Annotated in this window: 23 protein-coding genes; 14 read left to right on the forward strand and 9 right to left on the reverse strand. The window is 47.9% G+C overall.

Annotated elements, in window-relative coordinates; translation table 11 throughout:
• Positions 1-189: 189 nt before the first annotated feature.
• Genes NSQ19_RS03745 through NSQ19_RS03755 form a run of 3 tightly spaced genes read right to left on the reverse strand, consistent with a single transcriptional unit; the run spans position 190 to position 2,612 of the window.
• Positions 190-1,281, reverse strand: a complete 1,092-nt coding sequence (locus tag NSQ19_RS03745; RefSeq protein ID WP_195850391.1) for a YheC/YheD family endospore coat-associated protein — start codon at positions 1,279-1,281, stop codon at positions 190-192.
• Positions 1,271-2,095, reverse strand: coding sequence for a YheC/YheD family protein (locus NSQ19_RS03750; RefSeq protein ID WP_340702411.1), 825 nt, complete (start codon positions 2,093-2,095; stop codon positions 1,271-1,273). The genes NSQ19_RS03745 and NSQ19_RS03750 overlap by 11 nt, the downstream gene beginning before the upstream one ends.
• Positions 2,052-2,612: a hypothetical protein gene (locus NSQ19_RS03755; protein WP_340702412.1), complete on the reverse strand. Its 561-nt coding sequence runs from the start codon at positions 2,610-2,612 to the stop codon at positions 2,052-2,054. The genes NSQ19_RS03750 and NSQ19_RS03755 overlap by 44 nt, the downstream gene beginning before the upstream one ends.
• 283 nt (positions 2,613-2,895) lie before the next feature.
• On the opposite strand from NSQ19_RS03755, the gene NSQ19_RS03760 reads away from it, so the two are divergent.
• From NSQ19_RS03760 to NSQ19_RS03780, 5 genes are all read left to right on the forward strand, one after another.
• The gene (locus tag NSQ19_RS03760) at positions 2,896-4,029 is read left to right on the forward strand and encodes a DUF445 domain-containing protein (RefSeq protein WP_340702413.1); all 1,134 of its coding nucleotides are present in this window, start codon (positions 2,896-2,898) and stop codon (positions 4,027-4,029) included.
• A gap of 191 nt (positions 4,030-4,220) precedes the next feature.
• Entirely contained in the window at positions 4,221-4,568 is a 348-nt protein-coding gene (locus tag NSQ19_RS03765; protein ID WP_340702414.1) for a YlbF family regulator, read from the forward strand.
• Between the two features lie 117 nt (positions 4,569-4,685).
• Positions 4,686-5,552 (forward strand): Cof-type HAD-IIB family hydrolase, encoded by an 867-nt coding sequence (locus NSQ19_RS03770; RefSeq protein WP_340702415.1) that lies wholly within the window; start codon positions 4,686-4,688, stop codon positions 5,550-5,552.
• A 140-nt stretch (positions 5,553-5,692) separates the two neighbouring features.
• A complete protein-coding gene (locus tag NSQ19_RS03775; RefSeq protein ID WP_029141753.1) occupies positions 5,693-6,475 on the forward strand; it encodes an enoyl-CoA hydratase in 783 nt (260 codons plus the stop codon).
• Positions 6,476-6,479: 4 nt separating this feature from the next.
• Positions 6,480-6,665 carry a YhzD family protein gene (locus tag NSQ19_RS03780; RefSeq protein WP_013858711.1) on the forward strand — a complete coding sequence of 62 codons (186 nt, stop codon included), beginning with the start codon at positions 6,480-6,482 and terminating at the stop codon, positions 6,663-6,665.
• A 62-nt stretch (positions 6,666-6,727) separates the two neighbouring features.
• Here the strand turns inward: NSQ19_RS03780 and NSQ19_RS03785 are convergent, their stop codons facing one another.
• Positions 6,728-7,495 carry a TerC family protein gene (locus tag NSQ19_RS03785; RefSeq protein WP_340702416.1) on the reverse strand — a complete coding sequence of 256 codons (768 nt, stop codon included), beginning with the start codon at positions 7,493-7,495 and terminating at the stop codon, positions 6,728-6,730.
• A 231-nt stretch (positions 7,496-7,726) separates the two neighbouring features.
• Here NSQ19_RS03785 and NSQ19_RS03790 point away from each other — a divergent pair, with 231 nt between their 5' ends.
• The 6 genes from NSQ19_RS03790 to NSQ19_RS03815 all read left to right on the forward strand — a co-directional run bounded on the left by NSQ19_RS03790 (position 7,727) and on the right by NSQ19_RS03815 (position 15,285).
• Positions 7,727-8,620, forward strand: coding sequence for a permease (locus tag NSQ19_RS03790; RefSeq protein WP_445798448.1), 894 nt, complete (start codon positions 7,727-7,729; stop codon positions 8,618-8,620).
• Positions 8,621-8,632: 12 nt separating this feature from the next.
• On the forward strand, positions 8,633-9,487 hold the full coding sequence (locus NSQ19_RS03795) for a TIGR03943 family putative permease subunit (protein ID WP_195850384.1): 855 nt from the start codon (positions 8,633-8,635) through the stop codon (positions 9,485-9,487).
• Between the two features lie 122 nt (positions 9,488-9,609).
• Positions 9,610-10,881, forward strand: coding sequence for a metallophosphoesterase family protein (locus NSQ19_RS03800; protein ID WP_340703167.1), 1,272 nt, complete (start codon positions 9,610-9,612; stop codon positions 10,879-10,881).
• A complete protein-coding gene (locus NSQ19_RS03805) occupies positions 10,878-13,865 on the forward strand; it encodes an AAA family ATPase (RefSeq protein ID WP_340702418.1) in 2,988 nt (995 codons plus the stop codon). The genes NSQ19_RS03800 and NSQ19_RS03805 overlap by 4 nt, the downstream gene beginning before the upstream one ends.
• Before the next feature lie 144 nt (positions 13,866-14,009).
• Positions 14,010-14,954 carry a 3'-5' exoribonuclease YhaM gene (yhaM, locus tag NSQ19_RS03810; RefSeq protein WP_019721761.1) on the forward strand — a complete coding sequence of 315 codons (945 nt, stop codon included), beginning with the start codon at positions 14,010-14,012 and terminating at the stop codon, positions 14,952-14,954.
• A 136-nt stretch (positions 14,955-15,090) separates the two neighbouring features.
• The gene (locus tag NSQ19_RS03815) at positions 15,091-15,285 is read left to right on the forward strand and encodes a sporulation YhaL family protein (protein WP_013858718.1); all 195 of its coding nucleotides are present in this window, start codon (positions 15,091-15,093) and stop codon (positions 15,283-15,285) included.
• A 49-nt stretch (positions 15,286-15,334) separates the two neighbouring features.
• Here NSQ19_RS03815 and NSQ19_RS03820 read toward each other — a convergent pair whose 3' ends face one another.
• On the reverse strand, positions 15,335-16,207 hold the full coding sequence (locus NSQ19_RS03820; RefSeq protein WP_340702419.1) for a peptidylprolyl isomerase: 873 nt from the start codon (positions 16,205-16,207) through the stop codon (positions 15,335-15,337).
• Between the two features lie 299 nt (positions 16,208-16,506).
• Between NSQ19_RS03820 and NSQ19_RS03825 the strand changes: the two genes are divergently transcribed.
• Both NSQ19_RS03825 and NSQ19_RS03830 read left to right on the forward strand, forming a co-directional pair.
• Entirely contained in the window at positions 16,507-16,599 is a 93-nt protein-coding gene (locus NSQ19_RS03825; protein WP_017550228.1) for a YjcZ family sporulation protein, read from the forward strand.
• A gap of 532 nt (positions 16,600-17,131) precedes the next feature.
• A complete protein-coding gene (locus tag NSQ19_RS03830; protein ID WP_013858722.1) occupies positions 17,132-17,461 on the forward strand; it encodes a YhaI family protein in 330 nt (109 codons plus the stop codon).
• A 14-nt stretch (positions 17,462-17,475) separates the two neighbouring features.
• On the opposite strand, the gene NSQ19_RS03835 is transcribed toward NSQ19_RS03830, so the two are convergent.
• A complete protein-coding gene (locus NSQ19_RS03835; RefSeq protein ID WP_195850380.1) occupies positions 17,476-18,042 on the reverse strand; it encodes an HTH-type transcriptional regulator Hpr in 567 nt (188 codons plus the stop codon).
• 144 nt (positions 18,043-18,186) lie between these two features.
• A complete protein-coding gene (locus tag NSQ19_RS03840) occupies positions 18,187-18,549 on the reverse strand; it encodes a YtxH domain-containing protein (protein ID WP_017552759.1) in 363 nt (120 codons plus the stop codon).
• A 261-nt stretch (positions 18,550-18,810) separates the two neighbouring features.
• Here NSQ19_RS03840 and NSQ19_RS03845 point away from each other — a divergent pair, with 261 nt between their 5' ends.
• Complete coding sequence (locus NSQ19_RS03845) at positions 18,811-18,999, forward strand: hypothetical protein (RefSeq protein WP_013858725.1); 189 nt, start codon at positions 18,811-18,813, stop codon at positions 18,997-18,999.
• Between the two features lie 43 nt (positions 19,000-19,042).
• On the opposite strand, the gene NSQ19_RS03850 is transcribed toward NSQ19_RS03845, so the two are convergent.
• Positions 19,043-19,567: a tryptophan transporter gene (locus NSQ19_RS03850; protein WP_340702420.1), complete on the reverse strand. Its 525-nt coding sequence runs from the start codon at positions 19,565-19,567 to the stop codon at positions 19,043-19,045.
• Positions 19,568-19,800: 233 nt separating this feature from the next.
• Positions 19,801-20,214: an HIT family protein gene (locus tag NSQ19_RS03855; RefSeq protein WP_013858727.1), complete on the reverse strand. Its 414-nt coding sequence runs from the start codon at positions 20,212-20,214 to the stop codon at positions 19,801-19,803.
• Between the last annotated feature and the right edge of the window lie 108 nt (positions 20,215-20,322).

A 20,322-nucleotide genomic window follows, 5' to 3' on the forward strand; every position in this document is an offset into this window, starting at 1 on the left:
CCCGGTTTCTTGACGCAGGCACGTTCTATGTGGCCAAAATTGCCCGGTTTCTTATGGGCACTCTGTGTGAAGGAGAGCCGTCGAAAACGGTGCTGTTCCTTAAACACAGGCGCGTTTTATGCGAAAAGGCTGTCGAAAACGCGCTGTTCCTTCACATAGCCGCTAAAGAGCAGTCCCATTTCTTTCATTTTACACATTTCCGGCCTGCACGCGGTTTCCGATTTCCTGTAAATACCGGCAGTAGGCAAGCGGGGCTTCAGCCATTTGCCCGGCTTTTTCCGGATGGAGAAGGCTGACCATTTTTCTGCCCGGTTTTGAATTGATGTCGAGTATCCAGATGGATTGGTCCCCCGCAATAAGCAGATCGATTCCCAACTCAAATAGCGGTTGAAAAGTTTCTTCCAAAACAGCCGGCAAGATGCTGATGATGTCAGAGATTTCCTGGCTGATATAGACATGATTAAAATGCGGCGTTTCGCGTTGCCAGTTTCCGTATGTTGAGAGGCTTGCCCCCGCGCTCAAATTGGTTAAAATGCCGTTTTCCATGCCGGTACGGATGCCCCGCGTCACTTCCTGCCACTCGCCGCGGCTGTCTTTTTGCAAAAAGATGCGCAGATCAAAAGGCCGGTTTTTCCGGTCCATATTGTCAATCCTTGCCTGAATGAGAAAATCATGCTTTCCGAGCAGTGTATTGAGCCACGCTTGAAATTTATCCAAACGGCCGAAGTTCTGCGATATAAGACTGCCGTTTTTCGTCGTTCTTACAAGCAGCCCGCCCGTTTTCTTTTCGAGGGAATACACCGCATATCCATGCGCACCGTTTGCCGGTTTTAAAATAATGGAAAGATATTTGTTCAGTTCCCGCAAAACCGTTTCCGTACTGTCCGCCCTTACTGTCTCCGGCAAATACGGGGAGATTTCCGGAATTTCCTTCAGACGGTCGTAAAGCGTGGTTTTATTCGGCAGCCCGTATCCGAGAAAGGTAAGGTCTTTCCGTTCTTTCAGCCATGCGACGATTTTTTTGGCATCTTTTGATGGCTGGTCTTCGCCGTAAAAGCAGCGGTCATAAAGGAATTCCGGAATCTGGAAAACTTCTTCTTTCCATATGCCGCTTGTAGTGTCAAAATGAAGTCCCTTTGCTTTCTGCGTGCCGGGCAGTAAATCAAGGGGGGAGAATGAATAAAGATCGGTCCCATATTGTTTTGATTCATGTGCCATTTGGTCAAAATAATCCTGCCGGGAAGCAGGATCCAGCGTAAGAATGCCTAATTTAGCCGGCATGTTCCATTCCCCTTTCAGTCCATAGAAATAAACCGTAACGGTATAGTGCTTTTACGGATGGGCGGATGCCGCCGCGGGATACGCCAAACGCGGCCTTAGACGGCTTTACGTTTGCTTCAATTACCCACGGTTTTCCATCCCAATCCACCCCTATATCGATCCCGAATTCCGCAAAGTGCCCGTTTCCGGCGGAACAGAGCGTGATGGCGGCGGCTTCCGCCAGCTCATGCATGAGTTCCAGCACGAGCCGGCCTTTTTCCTTTCCAAAATGATGGAAGATAAGCGGCGCCGGTTTTGTCGGAAGCCCTCCTTGTGAGAGGTTTGACACAATCGCATTGTCTGCCGCTGTTCTTGCGAGGGATGACGCGATCTGCCAATCGTTTTTTGCGCCGGTTCTCCAGACAAGGAACCGGAAATCGGTTTGCCTTCCATCTGCCGAAAGCAATGGAATGCCTTGTTGAAGGATATACGGAAGGGTCCCGGTGAGTTGTTCCATTTTTTGAACGGTGTCTTCCACATTTTCTGCAACTTCCGGCAAACGGTTTTCCTGGTGCGTATGGCCAAGGAGGAACCGGCTTTCCTTTTTTTCAATCCGGATGATGCCGCGCCCCTGGCTTCCGTTTTCGGGCTTTGCATACAGGATATTGAATGCCCCAAGTTTTTCCGCTAGGCACGCCGGACCGTACCGGCAAGTTTCCGGTAAATACGGCCGCAAAAATCGGTTTGCATAAAGACATTCGTAAACTTCCATTTTTGTTAAATACTTGGCATTAAAAAAACCGGTTCCCTTTTCTTTGTACGCTGCTGTTTTCATTCCAAACTGGCGGCTTTTTTTCAGCCAGCCTGGAATGAATGCGGTTATAGACAATGTCCGGTTCCGGCACTTCCCCCGTCTTCCAGCCATTGGCGGAAAACGTGCAGCCGGTGCCGGCGCGGGAATCCAAGCCTTCCACAAAAAGGCAGCCGCCTTCTTTTTCGATCAGGTGGTGCAGTTCTTCGCAAAATGGCCGGATGTTTTCAGAAGGGGCACTTCCAGTAAGTTCTGTCAGGACGGCGATCACCGGGCCAAGTTCAAGCACCCCCTGCCGGCAGAAGGCTTTCAACCGGGCGGGCGGGACAGGGAGCTTCAGGTGTTTGTAACCATCCGCAGAGAGCATCATTACCGTTTTGCCGGATGCATCGGTTTCCACTTTTGCTGTGGCTGTTTTTCCGCCGAACCGGATGGTGAGCCCGCCGTTTGAAATGCGCAAAAAGGAAAGGAGCGCCCGTGGAATTACCGCCGCCGCGCCTTTCGTTTCATCGTCATGCCGGAATGCAATGGTTGATGCCAATCCGTTCCCCTCCCTTCCTCCTGAAAACACGGGCACGAACACGGCTAATTTTTGACTTTATTGGGCTTTTGCTGATATCTTATGATTAGTACAGAAAATCGGTTCAAAAAAAATAGCTGATTTCAGAAATACCCGGCCGCAAAAAAGGGTATTTTTTCATTAAGTTTGCGGTTTTCCGCAGCATAGAACCAAAATCGACCGTTGTGTCCGCATAGCGGGCTGGAAACTTCCCGTGCTTCTTTGGGAAAAATTTCACAACGAAAACAATGAGGGATGATTGTGTATGCATGCATTTTTGGAAATTTTGTTTATGACTGCCGTGGGGGCAGTGATCGGCGGATTCACAAATTATCTGGCCATTAAAATGCTGTTTCGGCCGTACAAGGCGATCTATATTAAAAATTGGCGGCTTCCGTTCACGCCCGGATTGATTCCGAAAAGGCGCGAAGAGATTGCGAAGCAGCTTGGCGAAATGGTGGTGCGCCATCTGGTCACCCCGGAAAGCATCGAAAAAAAGCTGCTGTCGCCCGGGTTCCGGAAAGAGACGGCCCGATGGATGGCGGATACTTTTTTGAAATGGCTGGAGATGAGCTGGACGACCCCGCAAATTGCTGGGTTTTTTAAAGTGGATTTGTCGGCGGAGCGTGTTCAAAACGGGATCAAAGAATTCATCCGCACCCGTTACGGGGAGGCAAAACAACATATTGCACCGAAAACGCTTGAAGCACTGCTGCCGGAAGCCGTAATCAAAAAAGCTGAAGAAAAAATCCCTGTTTTGGCGGATTTGATCATTGCAAGGATGAGCGAATACATTTCAAGCCCTGCAGGCCGCACGAAGATTGAAGGGATGATCAGCCATTTTCTTGATGACCGCGGCATGATCGGCGCGATGGTGAAACGTTTTATCGGAAACACTTCGATTGCCGATAAAATCCAGCCTGAGATCACCCGGGCACTTCAGGAACCCGGAATGAAAGCAACAATGTCGGAAATGCTGGAAAGGGAATGGAACGGCCTGAAAGCAAAACAGGCAGGGGAACTTTTTCCGGATCTACCGGATGAAGAAATTAGCGGATGGCTGGAGAAAAATGTATTGTCTCTCCTCCCTGTCGAACGTTTTTTAGACACACCTGTCCAGGCATTTGTTGCCCGGTACCGGAATAAAATTGAAGAAGAATGGATCCCTGTATTGGCGGAAAAAGCGCTGCACTTCATCAGCAAAAACGTGCCTTTGATCATCCGGAAGCTGCAGATGGCGGATCTTGTGCGCCAGGAAGTGGAATCTTTTCCGATTGAGCGCCTGGAAGGGCTGATTCTCGGCATTACCGCCCGCGAATTTTCAATGATTACGTATCTTGGCGCGTTACTGGGCGGCCTGATTGGGATCGTTCAGGGGGTGATCGTGCTGCTTGTATAGAGGAAGCAAGCTTTGGCGCATTGTTGGAATAACGCCGGCCTGGTCCTGCTGCTCGTGCAGGAAAGAGAAAACAGGAAACCCATGCATCCCTGCATTTCTGCGACTGGCTTCAGGCGGCCCGGCTGCTCCTTGTGTAACGAAAGCAAGGCCGGGAAACCATCCGTGATGAATAAAACATAAGGAGGATTTACATGCCATCCCATTTAAATGAATACGCGCGCATGCTTGAAAAAGGAATCCGGGAAAGCCATGAATTTGCTGCGTTGAAGCAGGCGTACGAAAATGTCCGGTCTAACGGCCAGGCGAGAGCATTGTTTGACCGTTTCAGGCAGCTTCAACTCAATTTGCAAGATAAACAAATGCAGGGGCTTCCGGTTACAGAAGAAGATGAAAAGCAGGCGCAGGCTGCCATGCAAGCGGTCCAGGCAAATCCCGCCATTATGCAGTTGATCGGCGCTGAACAGCGGCTAAGCGATATGCTCAGCGAAATCAATCAGCTGCTGATGAAGCCTGTCGAAGATTTATACGCCGGAAAGTAGAAGAATGCAGCCGGAAAGTTCTATTTCCCCCTTTTTTCTCATACATCTGTAAAAGAAAGCAGGCTGTGTGAAAAATCAGCCCGGCAGCCGGGAGCATCATGAAGAGGGGGAACATCCATGATCTATAAAATGCTGGCGTTAAATATTGAGGGAACATTGCTGCAGGATAACGGCCGGCTCGGCAAAACAACGAAAGAAGCGATTGAGTATGCAGGTGCAAAAGGCATTGCGGTGACGCTCATTACCTCAAAAAATTTTGCTTCGGCCCACCGGATTGCCAAATGGCTGAAGCTGCATTCTTCCTTAATCACGCACCAGGGCGCTTATATTGCCAGTGAACTGGATAAACCGATTTTTGTCAGAAGGATCAGCGAAGAGGCCACCCGTGACCTTGTGCGGTTTTTGGAAGGGTTCCACGCCCAAATCCGCCTTGTTTCCGAGCGGTTTACATTGTCAAACAGGGTGAAGCATCCGAATAAGCTGATGGGAAAAGTCATTTATCAAACGTCCAATCCGTTTTCTTATGCAGAACAATATGTGGACGATTTATCGGCAAAACTGGAACAAACGCCGCTTTCCCCGCCCAAAATCGAAGTGATCTTTTCCGACGGAGAGGACATTCAGGCTGCCAAAAAAGCAATTGCCAATATGTTCCATGAAGTGGATTGCATTGTGTGCGGGAACGGGAGGCTGGATATTGTGCCGGCTGGCATTTCCAAGCTTCGCGGGCTTTTATATGTATGCGACCGGATGAACATCCGCCGTGAGGAAGTGGTCGTCATCGGTTCGGGCCTCGATGATCTCCCGCTTGTCGAGTGGGCAGGGCTCGGCGTTGCGATGGGGGATGCGCATCCCGCTGTCAAAAACGCGTCCGACTGGGTGACCCGTTCTAACAATGAAAACGGAGTGTCTTATATGGTAAAAGAGCATTTCCGGAAACAGCAGCCGATTGACTTTTTGAAAAAAATGAAACTGCTGAAATAAGGATGGAAGGGGCTGTTTGCTTAGGCGGCAGCCTCTTTTTTTGATGAATTTTTTAAAAAGACGCCATTTTGTATTGGAAATTGCCGAATATTTCGCTATCCTAGTAATAGGAAGAATAAAACAAAGGGAGAGGGATTTCGGTGATTTCTACGTATGAAACAATCCAGGTGGAGGAAAAAGACGGGGCAGCCTATTTGTATTTCAACCGCCCGGACGCAATGAATGCGCTGAACCTGGAGATGATTAAGGAACTGGCGGACTCGTTGAAAGCGATTGCGATGAAGGATGACATTCACATTCTCGTATTATCCGGAAACGGCAAAGCATTCTCCGCAGGCGGGGACATCAAAGCCATGCTTGCGATGGAGGAAGAAAAAGGGTTCATCTCTTTTATGGACCAAATAAATGAAGCCGTTTCCATTCTTGTGGGTATGCCCAAACTCACCATTGCGGCGATTAATGGCGCTGCTGCAGGATTGGGCTTAAGCCTTGCCCTTGCCTGTGATACCATTATCAGCGATTTGGACAGCAAAATCGCGATGAACTTTATCGGGATCGGCCTTGTGCCGGACGGCGGCGGCCACTATTTGCTGCAGCGCCGGATCGGCCAGGAAAAGGCGAAAAAGGTGATTTGGGAAGGAAAAGTCATGTCTGCTGAAGAGGCAGCCGAAACGGGCATTATCGATGAAGCGGTACCCGATCTTGCGCTTGCCGTTGACCAAAAAATTACAGAATGGCAGAAAAAGCCGGTCCTCGCGATGATCAAAACGAAAAAAATCTATACGGAACTGAACCGCCCGGACTTCAATAAATCATTGGAACTGGAAAAACATGCGCAGTGGAAAATGCGCCAGACGAAAGACCACAAGGAAGGCATCCGCGCTTTTGTAGAGAAGAGGGCGCCGCAATTCAAGGGGGAGTGAAAGCATGCGCGACTATAAACTGACTGCCTTTGAACCGACAGGGGAAAAGATTCTCGATGAAGGTTTTGAAGCACAGGATGACACGGAAGCGAAGAAAAAAGGGGAGGCGCTTTTAAAAGAAAAAGGCGTCCATGAGAAAACGCACCGTTGCGTATCCCCTGAAGGAAAACTGATTTTGTTCCACCGGTAAAAAGAACCCGGGCCAATCCAGCCCGGGTTCTTTTAATGGGGAACGGCGTAAGTTCTGCGCCATTAATGGATATGGACATGCTGCTTAACATCCTGTTTTATATCCTGTTTTACTTGCTTAACCTGCTTTGCCGCCGCCAGCCGGTTCGAAAGCCAGCCAAGAAACAAAACCAAAACCGTAAGAAAGCCGCCGATCGTATACGTTAACGGCCCGTGTGATATATCCAGCCATTTCAGGATTTGCTCATCTTTAAAGAGCATTTCCGCCGCTGTCCAGGCGAGGATGCCCGACCCGGCATAGGCCATCCAGCTGTAACGGTTCATCGCTTTTACAATCATCTTTGAACCGAATATCATAACCGGAATACTGATGGCAACGCCGAGGGCAATCATGCCGATATGCCCGTTTGAAGCACCGGCCAGCGCCACCACATTGTCGAGGCTCATAATTGCATCAGCCATGATAATCGTGCCGATCGAAACGAGCAGCCCATTTTTTGCTCTGACTTGGACATTTTCATCTCCGCCGCCGAGCACTTTATATGCGATCCAAAGAAGCAAAAGCCCGCCAATGACATTTACATAAGGAATTTTCAGCAAAGCAACGATCGCCATTGCCAGCAGAATTCTTAAAATCACCGCACCGGCTGTCCCCCAGAAAATCGCTTTGTTTTGCTGTTCGCGTTGCAGTTTCCGGGTCGCCATGGCGATCACAACCGCATTGTCGCCCGATAAAATGATATCGATCATAATGATCTTAAGCAGCGCAACAAAAGCCCCGGCAGAAACAACCAACCCAAAGTCAAATATAGATACCGGCAATTGCTTCATTCCCTTCACGTTCTTAATACTAGTTCATTTGACACTATCATAACACAGTCCGGCCCAAAAAGTAATAGAATCGCATGGGTTTCATCAAATTGGAAATCATTTTTTCACATGGTTTTCCTGCTTGCCCGCCATTTCCCGGTTTTCTTCATTTACGCCAAAGAAGACTTATAGTATCCTAGTTGGGAGAGTTTTTTTGTGAGTGTGATAGAAAAAAGGAGACGATATGCCGTTATGGTCCAGTCCTTATTGCAAATGAATACCATTTTTATCAGCATTATCATCGAGGCGTTGCCTTTTATTGTGCTGGGTGTATTCATTTCAGCGGTGATCCAGATGTTTGTCACTGAGGAAATGATTGCAAAAGTGATGCCGAAAAACCGCTTTTTATCCATTGCATTCGGCACCGGGATGGGCGCGCTTTTTCCGGCCTGCGAATGCGGCATTGTCCCGATTACGGAAAGGCTTGTCCGGAAAAATGTCCCGCTTTCTGCTGCCATCGCGTTTATGCTGACGGGGCCGATTATTAACCCGGTTGTCATTTTTTCTACGTTTGTCGCGTTTGGCGATTCCTGGAAAATGGCACTGCTTCGTTGCGGGCTGGCGATTTTTACTGCTGTTTTAACCGCGATTGCGATTTCTTATTTTTTTTCCGAAAACCAGCTTCGCGAATTTGTGGAGGCCAAATTGCACCACCACGGGCATGGCCGCGAAGTACAGCATGCACCGAGTTTTCTGCAAAAAATCACCGGAACGATCGACCATGCGATTGATGAGTTTTTTTCCGTTGGGAAGTTTCTCGTGTTTGGCGGCCTGATTTCTGCCGCCATGCAGACCTTCTTCCGGACGAGTACGCTGCTGTCGCTCGGACAGACAAAAATGGCGGCGATTCTGATTATGATGCTGCTCGCTTTTATCATGTCGATCTGTTCCGAGGCGGATGCCTTCATTGCCTCGTCTTTCAACGGGATGTTCGGGACGCCGGCCATTCTTGCATTTTTAGTATTTGGCGCCATGGTGGATATTAAAAATCTGCTCATGATGATGCATTCATTTAAAAGAAAGTTTGTCTTTTCGATGATCGGGCTGATTATCGTTTTTGTGTTCACGGGTGCATTCTTAATATAGAAGGTGTTTAAAATGTTGCGATTTATCGTATTGTTCGGCTTCGCGTATTTTTTTATGAAGCTGCACGCGACAGGGGATATTAGCAAATATATCAATATGAAGTATGCGTATTTGTCGTTTTCCATGATTTTTGCAATGGGCTTTTTATGTTTATACCAGCTCGTGAAATGGGTCAGGGCGGGAAACGGGGCGCATGACCATCATCACGGCGCCCACCACGGCCATTCCCATGAAACGGATGAAAATACATGGTACAAAAAAGTGTTTACGTACGGCATGATTTTAATCCCGATTGTAACGGGCATTTTTCTTCCGGTGGCCACCTTGAATTCCACCGTTGTCAAAGCAAAAGGCTTCCACTTTTCGATGATTGACAATGATAAGGACCAGTATGCCAATCACCAGATTTTGCGGCCGAATTCCAGCCTTTACTATGATAAGGACCAGTATACAGAAATGGAAAATTCGGATTTAAAAAAGTACAGCAAATTGCAAAGCATCGTCCTCGATGATGACCATTACTTCCACGGGCTTGAAACGATTTACAATTATCCGGGGGATTTTATCGGCAAAAAGGTGACGATAAAAGGGTTTGTCTACCGGACGGATGATATTAAAGCGAATCAGCTGTTTGTGCTCCGGTTTGGCATTATCCACTGTATTGCCGATGCCGGCGTATACGGGATGCTCGTTGATTTTCCGGGCAATATGGCAAACGTGAAAGAAAATACATGGATTGAGGTTGAAGGGAAACTGGATATGACGTACTATACGCCGTTTAAAGAGAATATCCCGTATTTAAAAGTAACAAGTTACCATAAAAGCAGCGAGCCGAAAGATCCGTACGTCTACCGGCAATACAATTAAACGGGTTTGGCATGTTCAGCCATTTTTTTGTTGCCTGAACGTGCCAAACCTTTTATAATGGAGATAGAACATATATTCTGTGAAATGTGTTTTATTACGAACAGTTTGGATTTCACAATAAAATAGCAAACTGCCGTTTATTTTTTCGCGAAAGAGTGATGGCGTTGAAAAGGATTCGCTTTGTCCATGCGGCCGACCTGCACCTTGACAGCCCGTTTGCGGGGCTACGCAAGCTTCCGCCGGCGCTGTTTGAACGGGTAAAGGAGAGCACTTTCCGGGCATTTGAAAATGTTTGTAACCTTACAATTGAAAAAGAAGCGGATTTCCTGCTGATATGCGGGGATTTATACGACGGGGAAGACCGCAGCCTGAAAGCTCAGGTGAGGCTGAAGAAGCAGTTTGAGCGGCTTAAAGAGGCCGGCATTGCCGTATTTGTGCTGCACGGCAATCACGACCATTTAAGCGGGTCATGGACAAAACTGGACATGCCTGGAAATGTCCGGATATTTTCCGAGCGTGTCGAAACCAAATCCTTTACAGCTAAAAACGGGTCAAAAGTCCATATGTACGGGTTCAGCTACCCGAAGCGGCACGTGCTGGAGAATAAAACGGATGAATACAGGAAAACGGGGGAGGCCGATTTCCATATTGGCATGCTGCACGGTTATCTTGAAGGCGGGACGAAAATGCACCAGCCTTATGCTCCTTTTGCCTTGCGGGATTTGCTGGAAAAGGGGATGGATTACTGGGCGCTCGGCCATATCCACAAACAGCAGATTTTACATACGGATCCCTATATCATTTATCCCGGGAATATCCAGGGGAGAAACCGGAAAGAAACGGGCCCGAAAGGCTGTATGGTTGCCGAAATGGATCCGCTTGGCGCGCATGCCGCGTTCCATGAGACGGCGGATATTTTATGGGAAAGGCGCGCCGTTTCCGCAAAAAGCGCTAATGATTTTAATAGCCTTTACACAGCTTGCCGCCATGCCCTTGAAGAAGAAAGAAAAGAGGCGCAGGGCGTATTTTTGCAATTGGAGATAAAAGATCCGGATTTGCTGGATGATGAAGCGCTTGGAAAAGTGAAAAACGGCGAGCTGATGGAAGTACTGCAGGAAGGCGAAGAAGCAGACCGCAACTTTGTCTGGGTACACCGCATCACACTGCCTGAAAATGCCCTCTTATCCGAACGGGATGACGGTTTTATTTTGCAGGAAATGAAGAAGACGCTGGCGCAATTGGAAGAAACTTCCATAGATGAAGCGGTCTCCCCGCTGTACAGCCACATGTATGCGGGCCGCTACCTGGACTTGGACGGAGACGAAAAGCAGAGGCTTCTGTTGGAAGCGGAAGCGGCTGTTTTTGAGAAGTTGAAAGGCAGGGGGAAACGATGAAAATACGGGAGGTCCATATATACGGTTTTGGCCGGCTAGTTGATTTTCATATGGAAAACCTTTCAGATCTGCAGGTCATTTACGGGGAAAACGAAGCCGGCAAATCAACCTTCATGGCTTTTATCGAAGCCGTTTTATTCGGGTTTCCTTCAAGGCAGCAAAACGGGCAGCGCTATGAGCCGAAATTTTCAGCGGTGTACGGCGGGCGGCTCGTCCTGGAAACAGAAAAAGACGGAAACATAACGGTGGAACGGATAAAAGGAAGGACAGCCGGAGAAGTGTCCGTCACTTTTGCAAATGGCAGAACAGGTGGCGAAGAGGCGCTTGCACATGTTTTAAACGGGCTGAACCGGCAGATGTTCCAGTCCATTTATTCTTTTAATCTGCAAAGCCTCCAGGAAATCCGCAAATTAACAGGCGATGATATCAGCCGCTATTTATTTGCCGCAGGGACGATCGGGACGGATGCGCTGCTTTCGGCGGAACGGGAACTCGAAAAGGAAATGGAAGCGCGTTTTAAACCGAACGGGCGGAAACCGGTATTGAACGTGCAACTCCGGAAACTTCAGGCTATGGAAAAAGAACTGAATCGCCTGAAAGCGGAAAACGGCCGTTACGGCGAATGGAAAGCCCGGCTGGCAGCGCTTGAAGCAGCACAGGCAGAAGCGGAAGCGGAGCTGGAAGCCTTAAGGGGAACGGTTCAGCAGTATGAACACCTCACAAGTCTTTGGCCGCTCTATGCGGAAAGAAAGCATGTCAAACTGCAGCTTGCGGAAATCGGCCCCGTCCGTTTCCCCGCTGACGGAATCCGGCGCCTCGACGGGCTGATGTCGGAATGGCGCGCTTCTTCCGGGCGCCTGTCAGCCGTTAAAAAACAGAAACAGGTGCTGGTGGAAAAAATGGAAGGAGAGCAGCCGGACCCGCTTTTTGTCAGGCATGAAGGGGAGATCAAAAAGCTGCTTGATGACTGGCCGCAATACCGCGGGTGGCAGGCGGAAACGGAGCGCCTCCAATCTGAATGCGAAATCCTGGACAGCCAAATCTCCGAATTAGCGGGAATGCTGCATCTTACGGCATCGCAAGTTGAAAAAGTACCACAGCTTGACTTAAGCATTGCGGCAAAAGAAAGGCTCAGCACCCTCGTAAGGGCGTATGACCGCCACCGTACCCGCAGCGATGCTTTACAGGCACAGCTTGAGGACTTGCGGGCCCGGATGAACGCTGTTGAGCAGGAATGCGCACTTTTGGAAAAAGAGCTCATATCCGAAGAGGCTTTTCGCGATTTATCGGCAAAGCGGCAGGAAAAGGAAAAAAAATCATTGCTTGAAGCCGATATCAGGCGCGGGAAACAGCAGCTTTCCCGCCTGAAAAAAATGGCGGATGAGGCCCGGAAGCCCCCTTTCCTGTTTTTCGGCCTTGCATTATTGTTTCTGATGGCCGGCGTGTGGAGTTTTCTCACAGGGCAATACTTGTTTTTGGGCGTTTTTGTGCTCGGCGCAATCGTGTCAGGCTACCATGCTTTCAAGGGAAACCGGAACCCGTTGGAACAAGAAATCCGCGCGCTCGAACAGGAACTGGGGGAAAAGGAAAAAGAACTGCGGAATTGGAAAGAGGGGGACACGGACTGGCATGAATATGAACGGCAGAAACAGCTGCGCGAAAACTGGAAACAGCTCATTTTGAAACTTGAGGAAGGCGAACAGAACGGCCGGCAAATGCAAAACCGGAAACAGCGCCTGGAAGCGGAAGAAAGACAGCTGCTGGCAGAAATCAGCCGTTTCAGGCAAACTTTGCAATTGGGTGACGGCTTCCGGCCCAGACAGCTGCCCGATGCATTCCAACTTTTGACGGAATTAAGCGGGAAAATGCGCGAGCGGACGCGTATCGAAAAGAAACTGGCGCAGCTTGCCGATTCCCGTTCGGCATTTGAAGAAAGGATGGAAAAACTGTGGTCCCGGCTCCATGTCAACTGGCCTTTGCGCCAGGAAGGCATCTTGTTGCTGCAGCAAGCCTGTGCGGAACAACAGGAAAGAAAAATCCGCCGGCAGGAATGGGAAAAGAAATGTGCCGAGCTGGAAGAACAAGTGCAGCTGCTTGAATCGGAAGCGGAAGCAACAGATAATGAGATCAAAAAGCTTTTTGCCCTTGCCGGTGCCGTGAATGAGGAAGATTTCCGGAAAGCCGGCAGCCTTTTTCAGCAATACGAAAAATTGTCCGGACAGCTGGAAATCATGGATTTACGAATCAGCCGGGAAGACCTGGAACGGCTCGAAACGGTAAAAGATGTTTCTATGTTGGAACAGGAAAAGCAAAAGCTGGAAGAAAAAATCGTGGAAAAGGCAAACGCGCTCCGCAGCATGAGAAAAGAAGCGACGGAAATCCGGTTTGAACTGGACAGGTTGGAAAAAGGCGGAACGTTTACCGAAAAACTGCATGAATATTACAGCGCGCTTTCGGAATTCCGGGAAGAAGCTTTTGAATGGGCGCGGTATGCCACGGCAAAACGTTTGCTTTCCGGCATGATGAAGCGGCTCCGGGAAACCCGCTTTCCGCAAGTCCTGCACAAAGCCGAAGCGTATTTGCAATGTTTAACAAACGGATCGTATGTCTCCCTCCATATGGGCGGGGAGGATAGCCGTTTTTATGTTAAACGGCGTGATGATGTGCTGTTTGCCGCAAATGAGCTGAGCCAGGCAACGGCGGAACAGCTGTATATTGCTTTACGTTTTTCCCTTGCGGAGGCGCTCGGCGGGGAATTTCCGTCCCCGGTTGTCATTGATGACGGCTTTGTTAATTTTGATATTTACCGGACAGAGAAAATGGCCAGGCTGCTGGACCAGGTGAGCGAATCGAGGCAGGTGCTGCTTTTTACATGCCAGCAGCCGATGCTCCGGTTTTTTAAAGGCCATGGGGTGAAAACCTTGGGGGCTGTACACGATCAAGGGATGGCGGGATCCGGAAACATCAGCCGCATTCAGCCGTAAAAAAGAGGGGCGGGTCCGAATGCCTGTATTTCAACACGGCAGGGAAACACACAAGCAAAGCCGGTTGAGATAAAAAGCGGATTGCGGCCGGATTATGGTATACTTTAAGACAAATAATCAGGGGTTAGATCGGAGGATTCATGTATGGCAAAAGGGCTACTCTACTATGAGGTGGGCGAGCAGTTTGACGCGTTTCTGCTCATCAAACACGCAACAAAGGGGATCGCGAGCAACGGCAAACCTTTTTTAACACTGATTTTGCAGGACCGGACCGGGGATATCGAAGCGAAGCTCTGGGATGCGACCGAGCAGGACGAACAAACATACAAACCGGAGACGATTGTAAAAGTAACCGGGGACATTTTAAATTACCGCGGGCGGCTGCAGCTGAAGATCCGCCAAATCCATCCGGCACAACCGGGGGACGGCGTCCGGATTGCCGATTTTATCGAAACGGCCCCGGTATCGCAGGAAGAAATGATAGGGAAAATCACCCAGTACATTTTTGATATGAAAAACCCAAATATCCAAAGGCTGACCCGGCATCTGCTGAAAAAATACCAGAAGCGGTTCCTTGTCTATCCGGCTGCAACGAAAAACCACCACGAATTCGTATCGGGGCTGGCGTACCATGTTGTCTCCATGCTCGACCTTGCCAAGGCAATCGCGGGCCTCTATCCGTCACTCGACCGGGATTTGTTGTATGCCGGTGTCATTTTGCATGACTTGGGAAAGGTGCAGGAACTGTCCGGCCCGGTCTCAACAACTTATACGACTGAAGGGAATTTGCTCGGCCATATCTCGATTATGGTCAGCGAAATTGCAAAGGCAGCGGAGGAACTCGGAATCCACGGAGAAGAAGTGATGGTGCTGGAACATATGGTGATCTCCCACCACGGGAAAGCGGAATGGGGAAGCGCCAAGCCCCCGATGATTAAAGAGGCGGAAATTCTCCACTATATTGATAATATTGATGCGAAAATGAATATGCTTGACCGTGCGCTCCGCAATGTCAAACCGGGCGAATTCTCGGACCGGATTTATGCGCTTGATAACCGCTCTTTTTATAAACCGGCGTTTCATCAGTGAGATTCATAGAAATACAAACGTTTGGAAAGCGCCCGTCCGGTGAAAAACTTTTAAAATGCCTTTCAAAATGAAAGGCATTTTTTAATGGATTGCGCCATACAATATAGCAGGGACAAACCGAAGAGGAGGGAAAAACATGGATTTCCCGATCTGGATTTATTTTGTTGTGGCGGGCATCGTCATATGTGCGTTTATGGCGGTGAAAACAGCCAGGGAAGAACACGAACAGGAACAGGAATGGATTGAAAAAGAAGGGGAAGTCTTTATTGAAAGGATGCATAAAGAAAAAGAACTGCGCAGCGGTGAAGCTGAAAAAGCCCATGAAGCATAACGGCCACAAAAAACCGCCCATAATCGGATGGGCGGTTTTTTGTGCAGCATTATTTGCTTGATGAAGTCCCGAGCAGGGAGTCAAAAGTCGTTTTCAAATCTTCATCTTTTACTTTCACGTCAGCCGCTTTTAATTCTTTCTTCAAAGCGGACTGGATTGTTTCCGTTGTTACTTTCGATGCTTTATATTGTTTGACGACGTCTTTTTTCATTTCGCTGTACGGTTTTTTCTTTTTTTCACCGGTCAGTTGAATAATATGGTAGCCGTAAGAAGTCTTAACAGGGCCGCTGATTTCATTGACTTTCAGCTTATATGCAGCATTTTCAAAATCGTTGTCCATTTCGCCTGCACCGAACCAGCCGAGATCTCCGCCTTTAGAAGCTGTTGCGGTGTCGGTTGAATTCTTTTTGGCCAATGTCGCAAAATCGGCGCCTTTATCCAGTTGTTTCTTGATATCTTCTGCTTTCGACTTGCTGGAAACAAGAATATGGCGCGCTCTAATTTCCGGTTTTATATCATTGTTATAATAATTTTTTAATTGTTTTTCCGTTGGATGGATTGTCGCCTCTGCAGCTTTTTGTTCAAGCAGGCTGACTTTCACGCTGTTGCGGAAATCTTTTTCGTTTGCATAACCGTATTGCTGCAGCGCTGTATCAAATGAGCTGCCCAATTGTTTTTTTGCATTGTTTACTTGTTTGTCAACTTCGCTCTTTTTGACAGTGTATTTTTTGGACAGGACTTTTTCAATGGTAAGCTGCTGAAGCACAGTTGAACCATATTTATCCTTCATTGCATTATATAATTCGTCTTTGGTAACATTTCCGGCTTTCGTCGTAACGACGGCGCTGTTGCCGCTGTTGCCGCATGCTGCAAGTCCGAACACGCTGCCTGCCAAAACAAGGGATAGTACCCATTTCTTCATTCAAAAACAACTCCTATTCATTTAGTTGTGCAAGAGAGATTTACAACCACTACTATAACATAAATTGAAAGAGAAAAGAAAGGGATTGCCAGGTTTCTTATGGAATTTTCACACCATGCCAATCTTCTTTTCATATGGGGCAGGCGTTTGCAGAGGGCAGGATGGATGTTTGCAGCATAGGATATGATGTGGAGTTCCATTGCGGATTTGTGAAATTTAGGCCGGCAAATAGACGGAAGCCTTAACCAATACAGGGGCGGATGAATAATATACGTATGAAACAAGAGGAGGTGGATGGAATGAGCGGAGGAGCAGCTTACGGAGGCGGCTTTGCCTTACTGGTTGTGTTGTTCATTTTATTGATCATTATTGGTGCATCCTGGGCTTGGTAAAATTTGGGGCCGGCAGCAGCCGGCCTTTCTTGTTGTGCGCTGTTATGGAATGCCAAGGTAGGAGGAAAACAGTAAAATGGTCATGAGGATGTTGATTGTCCAAAAAAATCCGGGCTTCTTCCAGTATTTCTTTTTTTGTACATAGATGGCTTGTCAATACGTTGATAAAGTATAATATAAAGAAAGCGTAACCTGTAAAAAAAAACAAGCACATACATGCCGGCCGGGCCCCCTCCCGAAAATTTGCAGTAAAATAAAGGCGGAGCGCTCCGGTTTTGAACCCTGGATTCGTAACGTTCCGCCTGTCTTTCGGATGGCAAATGTGTGATGCACGCTGATCTTTTCCATGCAAGGTGGATGAACGACTATTCATTTTTAACAGGCACTGCCTTGTACCGCTCGTGGCGGATGCCGCGGGGAAGTTTTTAAAGGCCGGCCGGACAATGGGCCTTGCCGGAAAACAGGCCCTGTCTATAGCCGGGGCCGCGCTGTTCTTAGCTGAACCATAAAAACATATAAACGAGGGAACTGAATGGAATCGATTGAACAAAAGCTGGAAAGACTGGAATTTTATCAAACATTGCTTTTAAAAATGATCGGGACCGGCCAATATCCTTTTTTCAGGCTGATTATGGAAAAACAGCTTTCAAAACAGGACATTGAACAATTTTATGCGTTGTGCGATCGTTTGAGCGATGAGTTGAAAGAACAGAAGGCGGACAAATTTGTATTTTTTTATCCGCTTTTTCAAAAGTTTAAGGATTCCCTGCATGAAAAACTGCAGCCGGCGGAAGTGATTGCCGCCTGTTTGCAGCAGGGGCTGTATCCTGAATTAATGAAGGCATTGAAACGGAATTTGTAGCTGTCCGAAACGGGTCAAAAGCGGTTCAGCGAAGGTTTTTCCAACAGTTCCGTTTCAATGGCGTCATCCAGCTCCCCGTTGAAAATGGAATTTTCCACAATGTCCATAAAATCCTGGCCGTAAATTTGGCGTACGATCGCAGCCAGTTCCATCATATCCGGAAATTTGCCGTAAAGATCGTATAGCGGCATTGTGCCCTGTATGACAGAGCTTTTTTTCGGGTTAAACGCTTCCAGCGATTTCAAAAAAATCTCTCTTCCTTTATGGGTTAATTGAATATACGTGTTCCGCTTGTCGTTTTCCTTTTTTGAGAATTCGAGCAAGCCGCGCTCCTCAAGCTTTTTCGAAAAATTAAAGGCTGTTGATACGTGCATCACCCCGAATTTTGCCACGTCCGAAATCGATGCGCCCTTTAAATGATAGGCTATCCATAAAATATGATGTTCATTGATGTTCAGATCAAAAGGCTTAATCCATTGCTGCCAGTCTTTTTCAATCGTTTTCCAGAGCGCTTTCGACAATTGCGTGACCCTTTTGCAAAATAGAAGATACTCATTGTTCGTCAACATTTGTTCCGTCATATTTTTCCCATCACCCCTTACCCTATATATTATCATTATGCCAGTAAAATAAAAAGTAATAAAAAACAATATACAAAATTTTTTTGAAATGAACAGCAAAGAAAAAACCCGGAAAGCGGCAACCGCTTTCCGGGCAGCGAAAATTCAGGAAGATTTTTTCTCCATTTGTTGTTCCATGTTTTCAATCGTTTTCCGGATGTCCTTGATTTCATTTTGCAGGGCTTCTTTGTTTGGCTCAATGCTTTTTTGCCATTCTTCGATACAATGTTTGATTTCCTCCATTACGTTCGTGGCAACTTTTTTGCCTTCCGTTGAAAACGATTCGACGGATTCTTTTAAGTCTTTCACATTTTCGGCGATTCTTTTGGCTGATTCAATGAAATCACCGGAGTTATTTTTGATGGCTTCCCGTATTCTTTTTCCGGAAGCGGGTGTGGTGAAAAGGACGGAAACAGCGCCTGCTGTTGCCCCAACCAGTAATCCGTAAAATAAACTGGACTTGTTCATGGAAAGCACCTCCTGCAATGGTCTTTTATCCTCATGATATAGAATTTCCCAGCCTTTTGCAAAGTTCTCTTTCTTCTTTGCCGCCCTTGCCCAAAGCAATATTCCAAGCCTGGACGCGAACGGTCCTTCATAGGCGGTATGAAGGACAAAAGAGCGGACTTTGCGCGTGCCTTCTGCTTGTTCTTTACCCCTGTCTGGTACATGTTAATCCGCATCAGGGCATATGATGTAATAGTCCAGGCAGAAAAGAGGGGGAGTTCGTTGGGGCGTGTTGCTTTCTGCTTTTTAATGGCCGGCGTTGTCCTGTTTGCCGCGATGGTCCGGCACATGCTGCTGTACCAGAAAAGAAGAATTTATCCGCCGCGGAAAATCATCAGAAAAAGGATCGCATTTTTCGGAACGGCCGGAATGGTTTTCCTGCTTCTTGCCGCTCTGTTTCACTTATTTTAAGCTGCGCAAGCGAAAAAAACCGCCGGAAACCCGGCGGCCATTTTCACGCTTGCATGCTGTGGGCGGCATTTGTGCGCTTTGCAACGGTTGAGACGATCGGAAAAAGAATAAATATCGCAACTGCATTGAGCGCGGTTGCCGGCAAAACAACGGTGCCAAACAAAATGGCAAAAGGCCCCGGCAACCCGGCAATGAAAAATGCGGATCCTAAGAAAATGATGCCCGAAATCAGTGTGCCGACGGCCGTGAATACAATAAGTGTCGGCAGCTTTTTTGCCAGTTTTCCGGACGCGAGAAGCAAACCGTAAAAAGCAAAAGAAGTGATGCACTTATCGATGATGTTCGGGAAAAAACCGCCCGGGAAGCTGGTGGTCAGGCCGGAAATGATGCCGGTCAGCACACCAAGCAACAGTACGTATTTTTTCTCCCTGAACAAAATAATGCCGATAAACATCATGGTAAGCATCATATCCGGTTTCATCCCGAACACAAAGCCCGGAATCACTGTGTGTAATACCGTGCCGATCCCAACGAGCAACGCCAAGCTGACAAGGGATTTTGTCTTCATCTGTCTCCACTCTCCTGTTCTCATCTCATCTGGTGCTTTCCCGCCGTACCCTCATGGCCGGCGGCGAAAGATTAACCTTATTATAGCATGCAGACGGAAAAAGTGGCGCATGTTTTGAACAAATTGGGCGCAACAAAAAAACAGCAGCCCAAATGGCCGCTGAATAAAATAAGCGCGAAACCGGCTGCAAAGACGCAAAAATGGGCTTTTTCACCGGTGCTGCCCGGTGCGGCTTATATATTTTGGGAAATCTCCGCGGCGATTTGCCGGAGGTCCTCCTGGCTGTAATCTTTTTCATGTGTTTTCCAGACTGCCCCGAAGCCGTCTCCTTTTCCATATCGCGGGATCAGGTGCATATGATAATGGAATACAGACTGGCCGGCAATCTCGCCATTATTGTTCAGCACGTTGAGCCCTTCCGGCTGGAATGCCGCTTTCAAAGCATTGGCTACGACCGGGACGGATTCAAAGAAATTGCGGGCAATCTCCGGCGTCAGTTCGTAGACATTCTCTTTATGTATTTTCGGGACAATCAGGGTATGGCCCTTTGTCACCTGGCTGATGTCAAGAAAAGCGTATACATGCTCGTTTTCGTACACTTTTGCACTCGGGATTTCACCGTTTATAATCTTGCAAAAAATACACATTTTGATCAACCTTTCCATTTTTTTGATTTCATTATAACGGATGAAAAGGCGAAAGAAAAGGAAACGGGGCGGAAACCTGCGTTTCCGCCCCGTTCTGCAGGGTTTTTC

This window comes from Weizmannia sp. FSL W8-1119, assembly GCF_038008605.1.
GTDB lineage: Bacteria > Bacillota > Bacilli > Bacillales > Bacillaceae_C > Weizmannia > Weizmannia coagulans.

Bases quoted from the DNA above. Each gene is read 5' to 3' on its own strand.
- NSQ19_RS03745 (WP_195850391.1), bottom strand. From the start codon at position 1,281: ATGCCGGCTAAATTAGGCATTCTTACGCTGGATCCTGCTTCCCGGCAG.
- NSQ19_RS03750 (WP_340702411.1), bottom strand. From the start codon at position 2,095: ATGAAAACAGCAGCGTACAAAGAAAAGGGAACCGGTTTTTTTAATGCC.
- NSQ19_RS03760 (WP_340702413.1), top strand. From the start codon at position 2,896: ATGCATGCATTTTTGGAAATTTTGTTTATGACTGCCGTGGGGGCAGTG.
- NSQ19_RS03765 (WP_340702414.1), top strand. From the start codon at position 4,221: ATGCCATCCCATTTAAATGAATACGCGCGCATGCTTGAAAAAGGAATC.
- NSQ19_RS03770 (WP_340702415.1), top strand. From the start codon at position 4,686: ATGATCTATAAAATGCTGGCGTTAAATATTGAGGGAACATTGCTGCAG.
- NSQ19_RS03780 (WP_013858711.1), top strand. From the start codon at position 6,480: ATGCGCGACTATAAACTGACTGCCTTTGAACCGACAGGGGAAAAGATT.
- NSQ19_RS03785 (WP_340702416.1), bottom strand. From the start codon at position 7,495: ATGAAGCAATTGCCGGTATCTATATTTGACTTTGGGTTGGTTGTTTCT.
- NSQ19_RS03790 (WP_445798448.1), top strand. From the start codon at position 7,727: ATGGTCCAGTCCTTATTGCAAATGAATACCATTTTTATCAGCATTATC.
- NSQ19_RS03795 (WP_195850384.1), top strand. From the start codon at position 8,633: ATGTTGCGATTTATCGTATTGTTCGGCTTCGCGTATTTTTTTATGAAG.
- NSQ19_RS03805 (WP_340702418.1), top strand. From the start codon at position 10,878: ATGAAAATACGGGAGGTCCATATATACGGTTTTGGCCGGCTAGTTGAT.
- yhaM (WP_019721761.1), top strand. From the start codon at position 14,010: ATGGCAAAAGGGCTACTCTACTATGAGGTGGGCGAGCAGTTTGACGCG.
- NSQ19_RS03815 (WP_013858718.1), top strand. From the start codon at position 15,091: ATGGATTTCCCGATCTGGATTTATTTTGTTGTGGCGGGCATCGTCATA.
- NSQ19_RS03820 (WP_340702419.1), bottom strand. From the start codon at position 16,207: ATGAAGAAATGGGTACTATCCCTTGTTTTGGCAGGCAGCGTGTTCGGA.
- NSQ19_RS03825 (WP_017550228.1), top strand. From the start codon at position 16,507: ATGAGCGGAGGAGCAGCTTACGGAGGCGGCTTTGCCTTACTGGTTGTG.
- NSQ19_RS03830 (WP_013858722.1), top strand. From the start codon at position 17,132: ATGGAATCGATTGAACAAAAGCTGGAAAGACTGGAATTTTATCAAACA.
- NSQ19_RS03835 (WP_195850380.1), bottom strand. From the start codon at position 18,042: ATGACGGAACAAATGTTGACGAACAATGAGTATCTTCTATTTTGCAAA.
- NSQ19_RS03840 (WP_017552759.1), bottom strand. From the start codon at position 18,549: ATGAACAAGTCCAGTTTATTTTACGGATTACTGGTTGGGGCAACAGCA.
- NSQ19_RS03850 (WP_340702420.1), bottom strand. From the start codon at position 19,567: ATGAAGACAAAATCCCTTGTCAGCTTGGCGTTGCTCGTTGGGATCGGC.
- NSQ19_RS03855 (WP_013858727.1), bottom strand. From the start codon at position 20,214: ATGTGTATTTTTTGCAAGATTATAAACGGTGAAATCCCGAGTGCAAAA.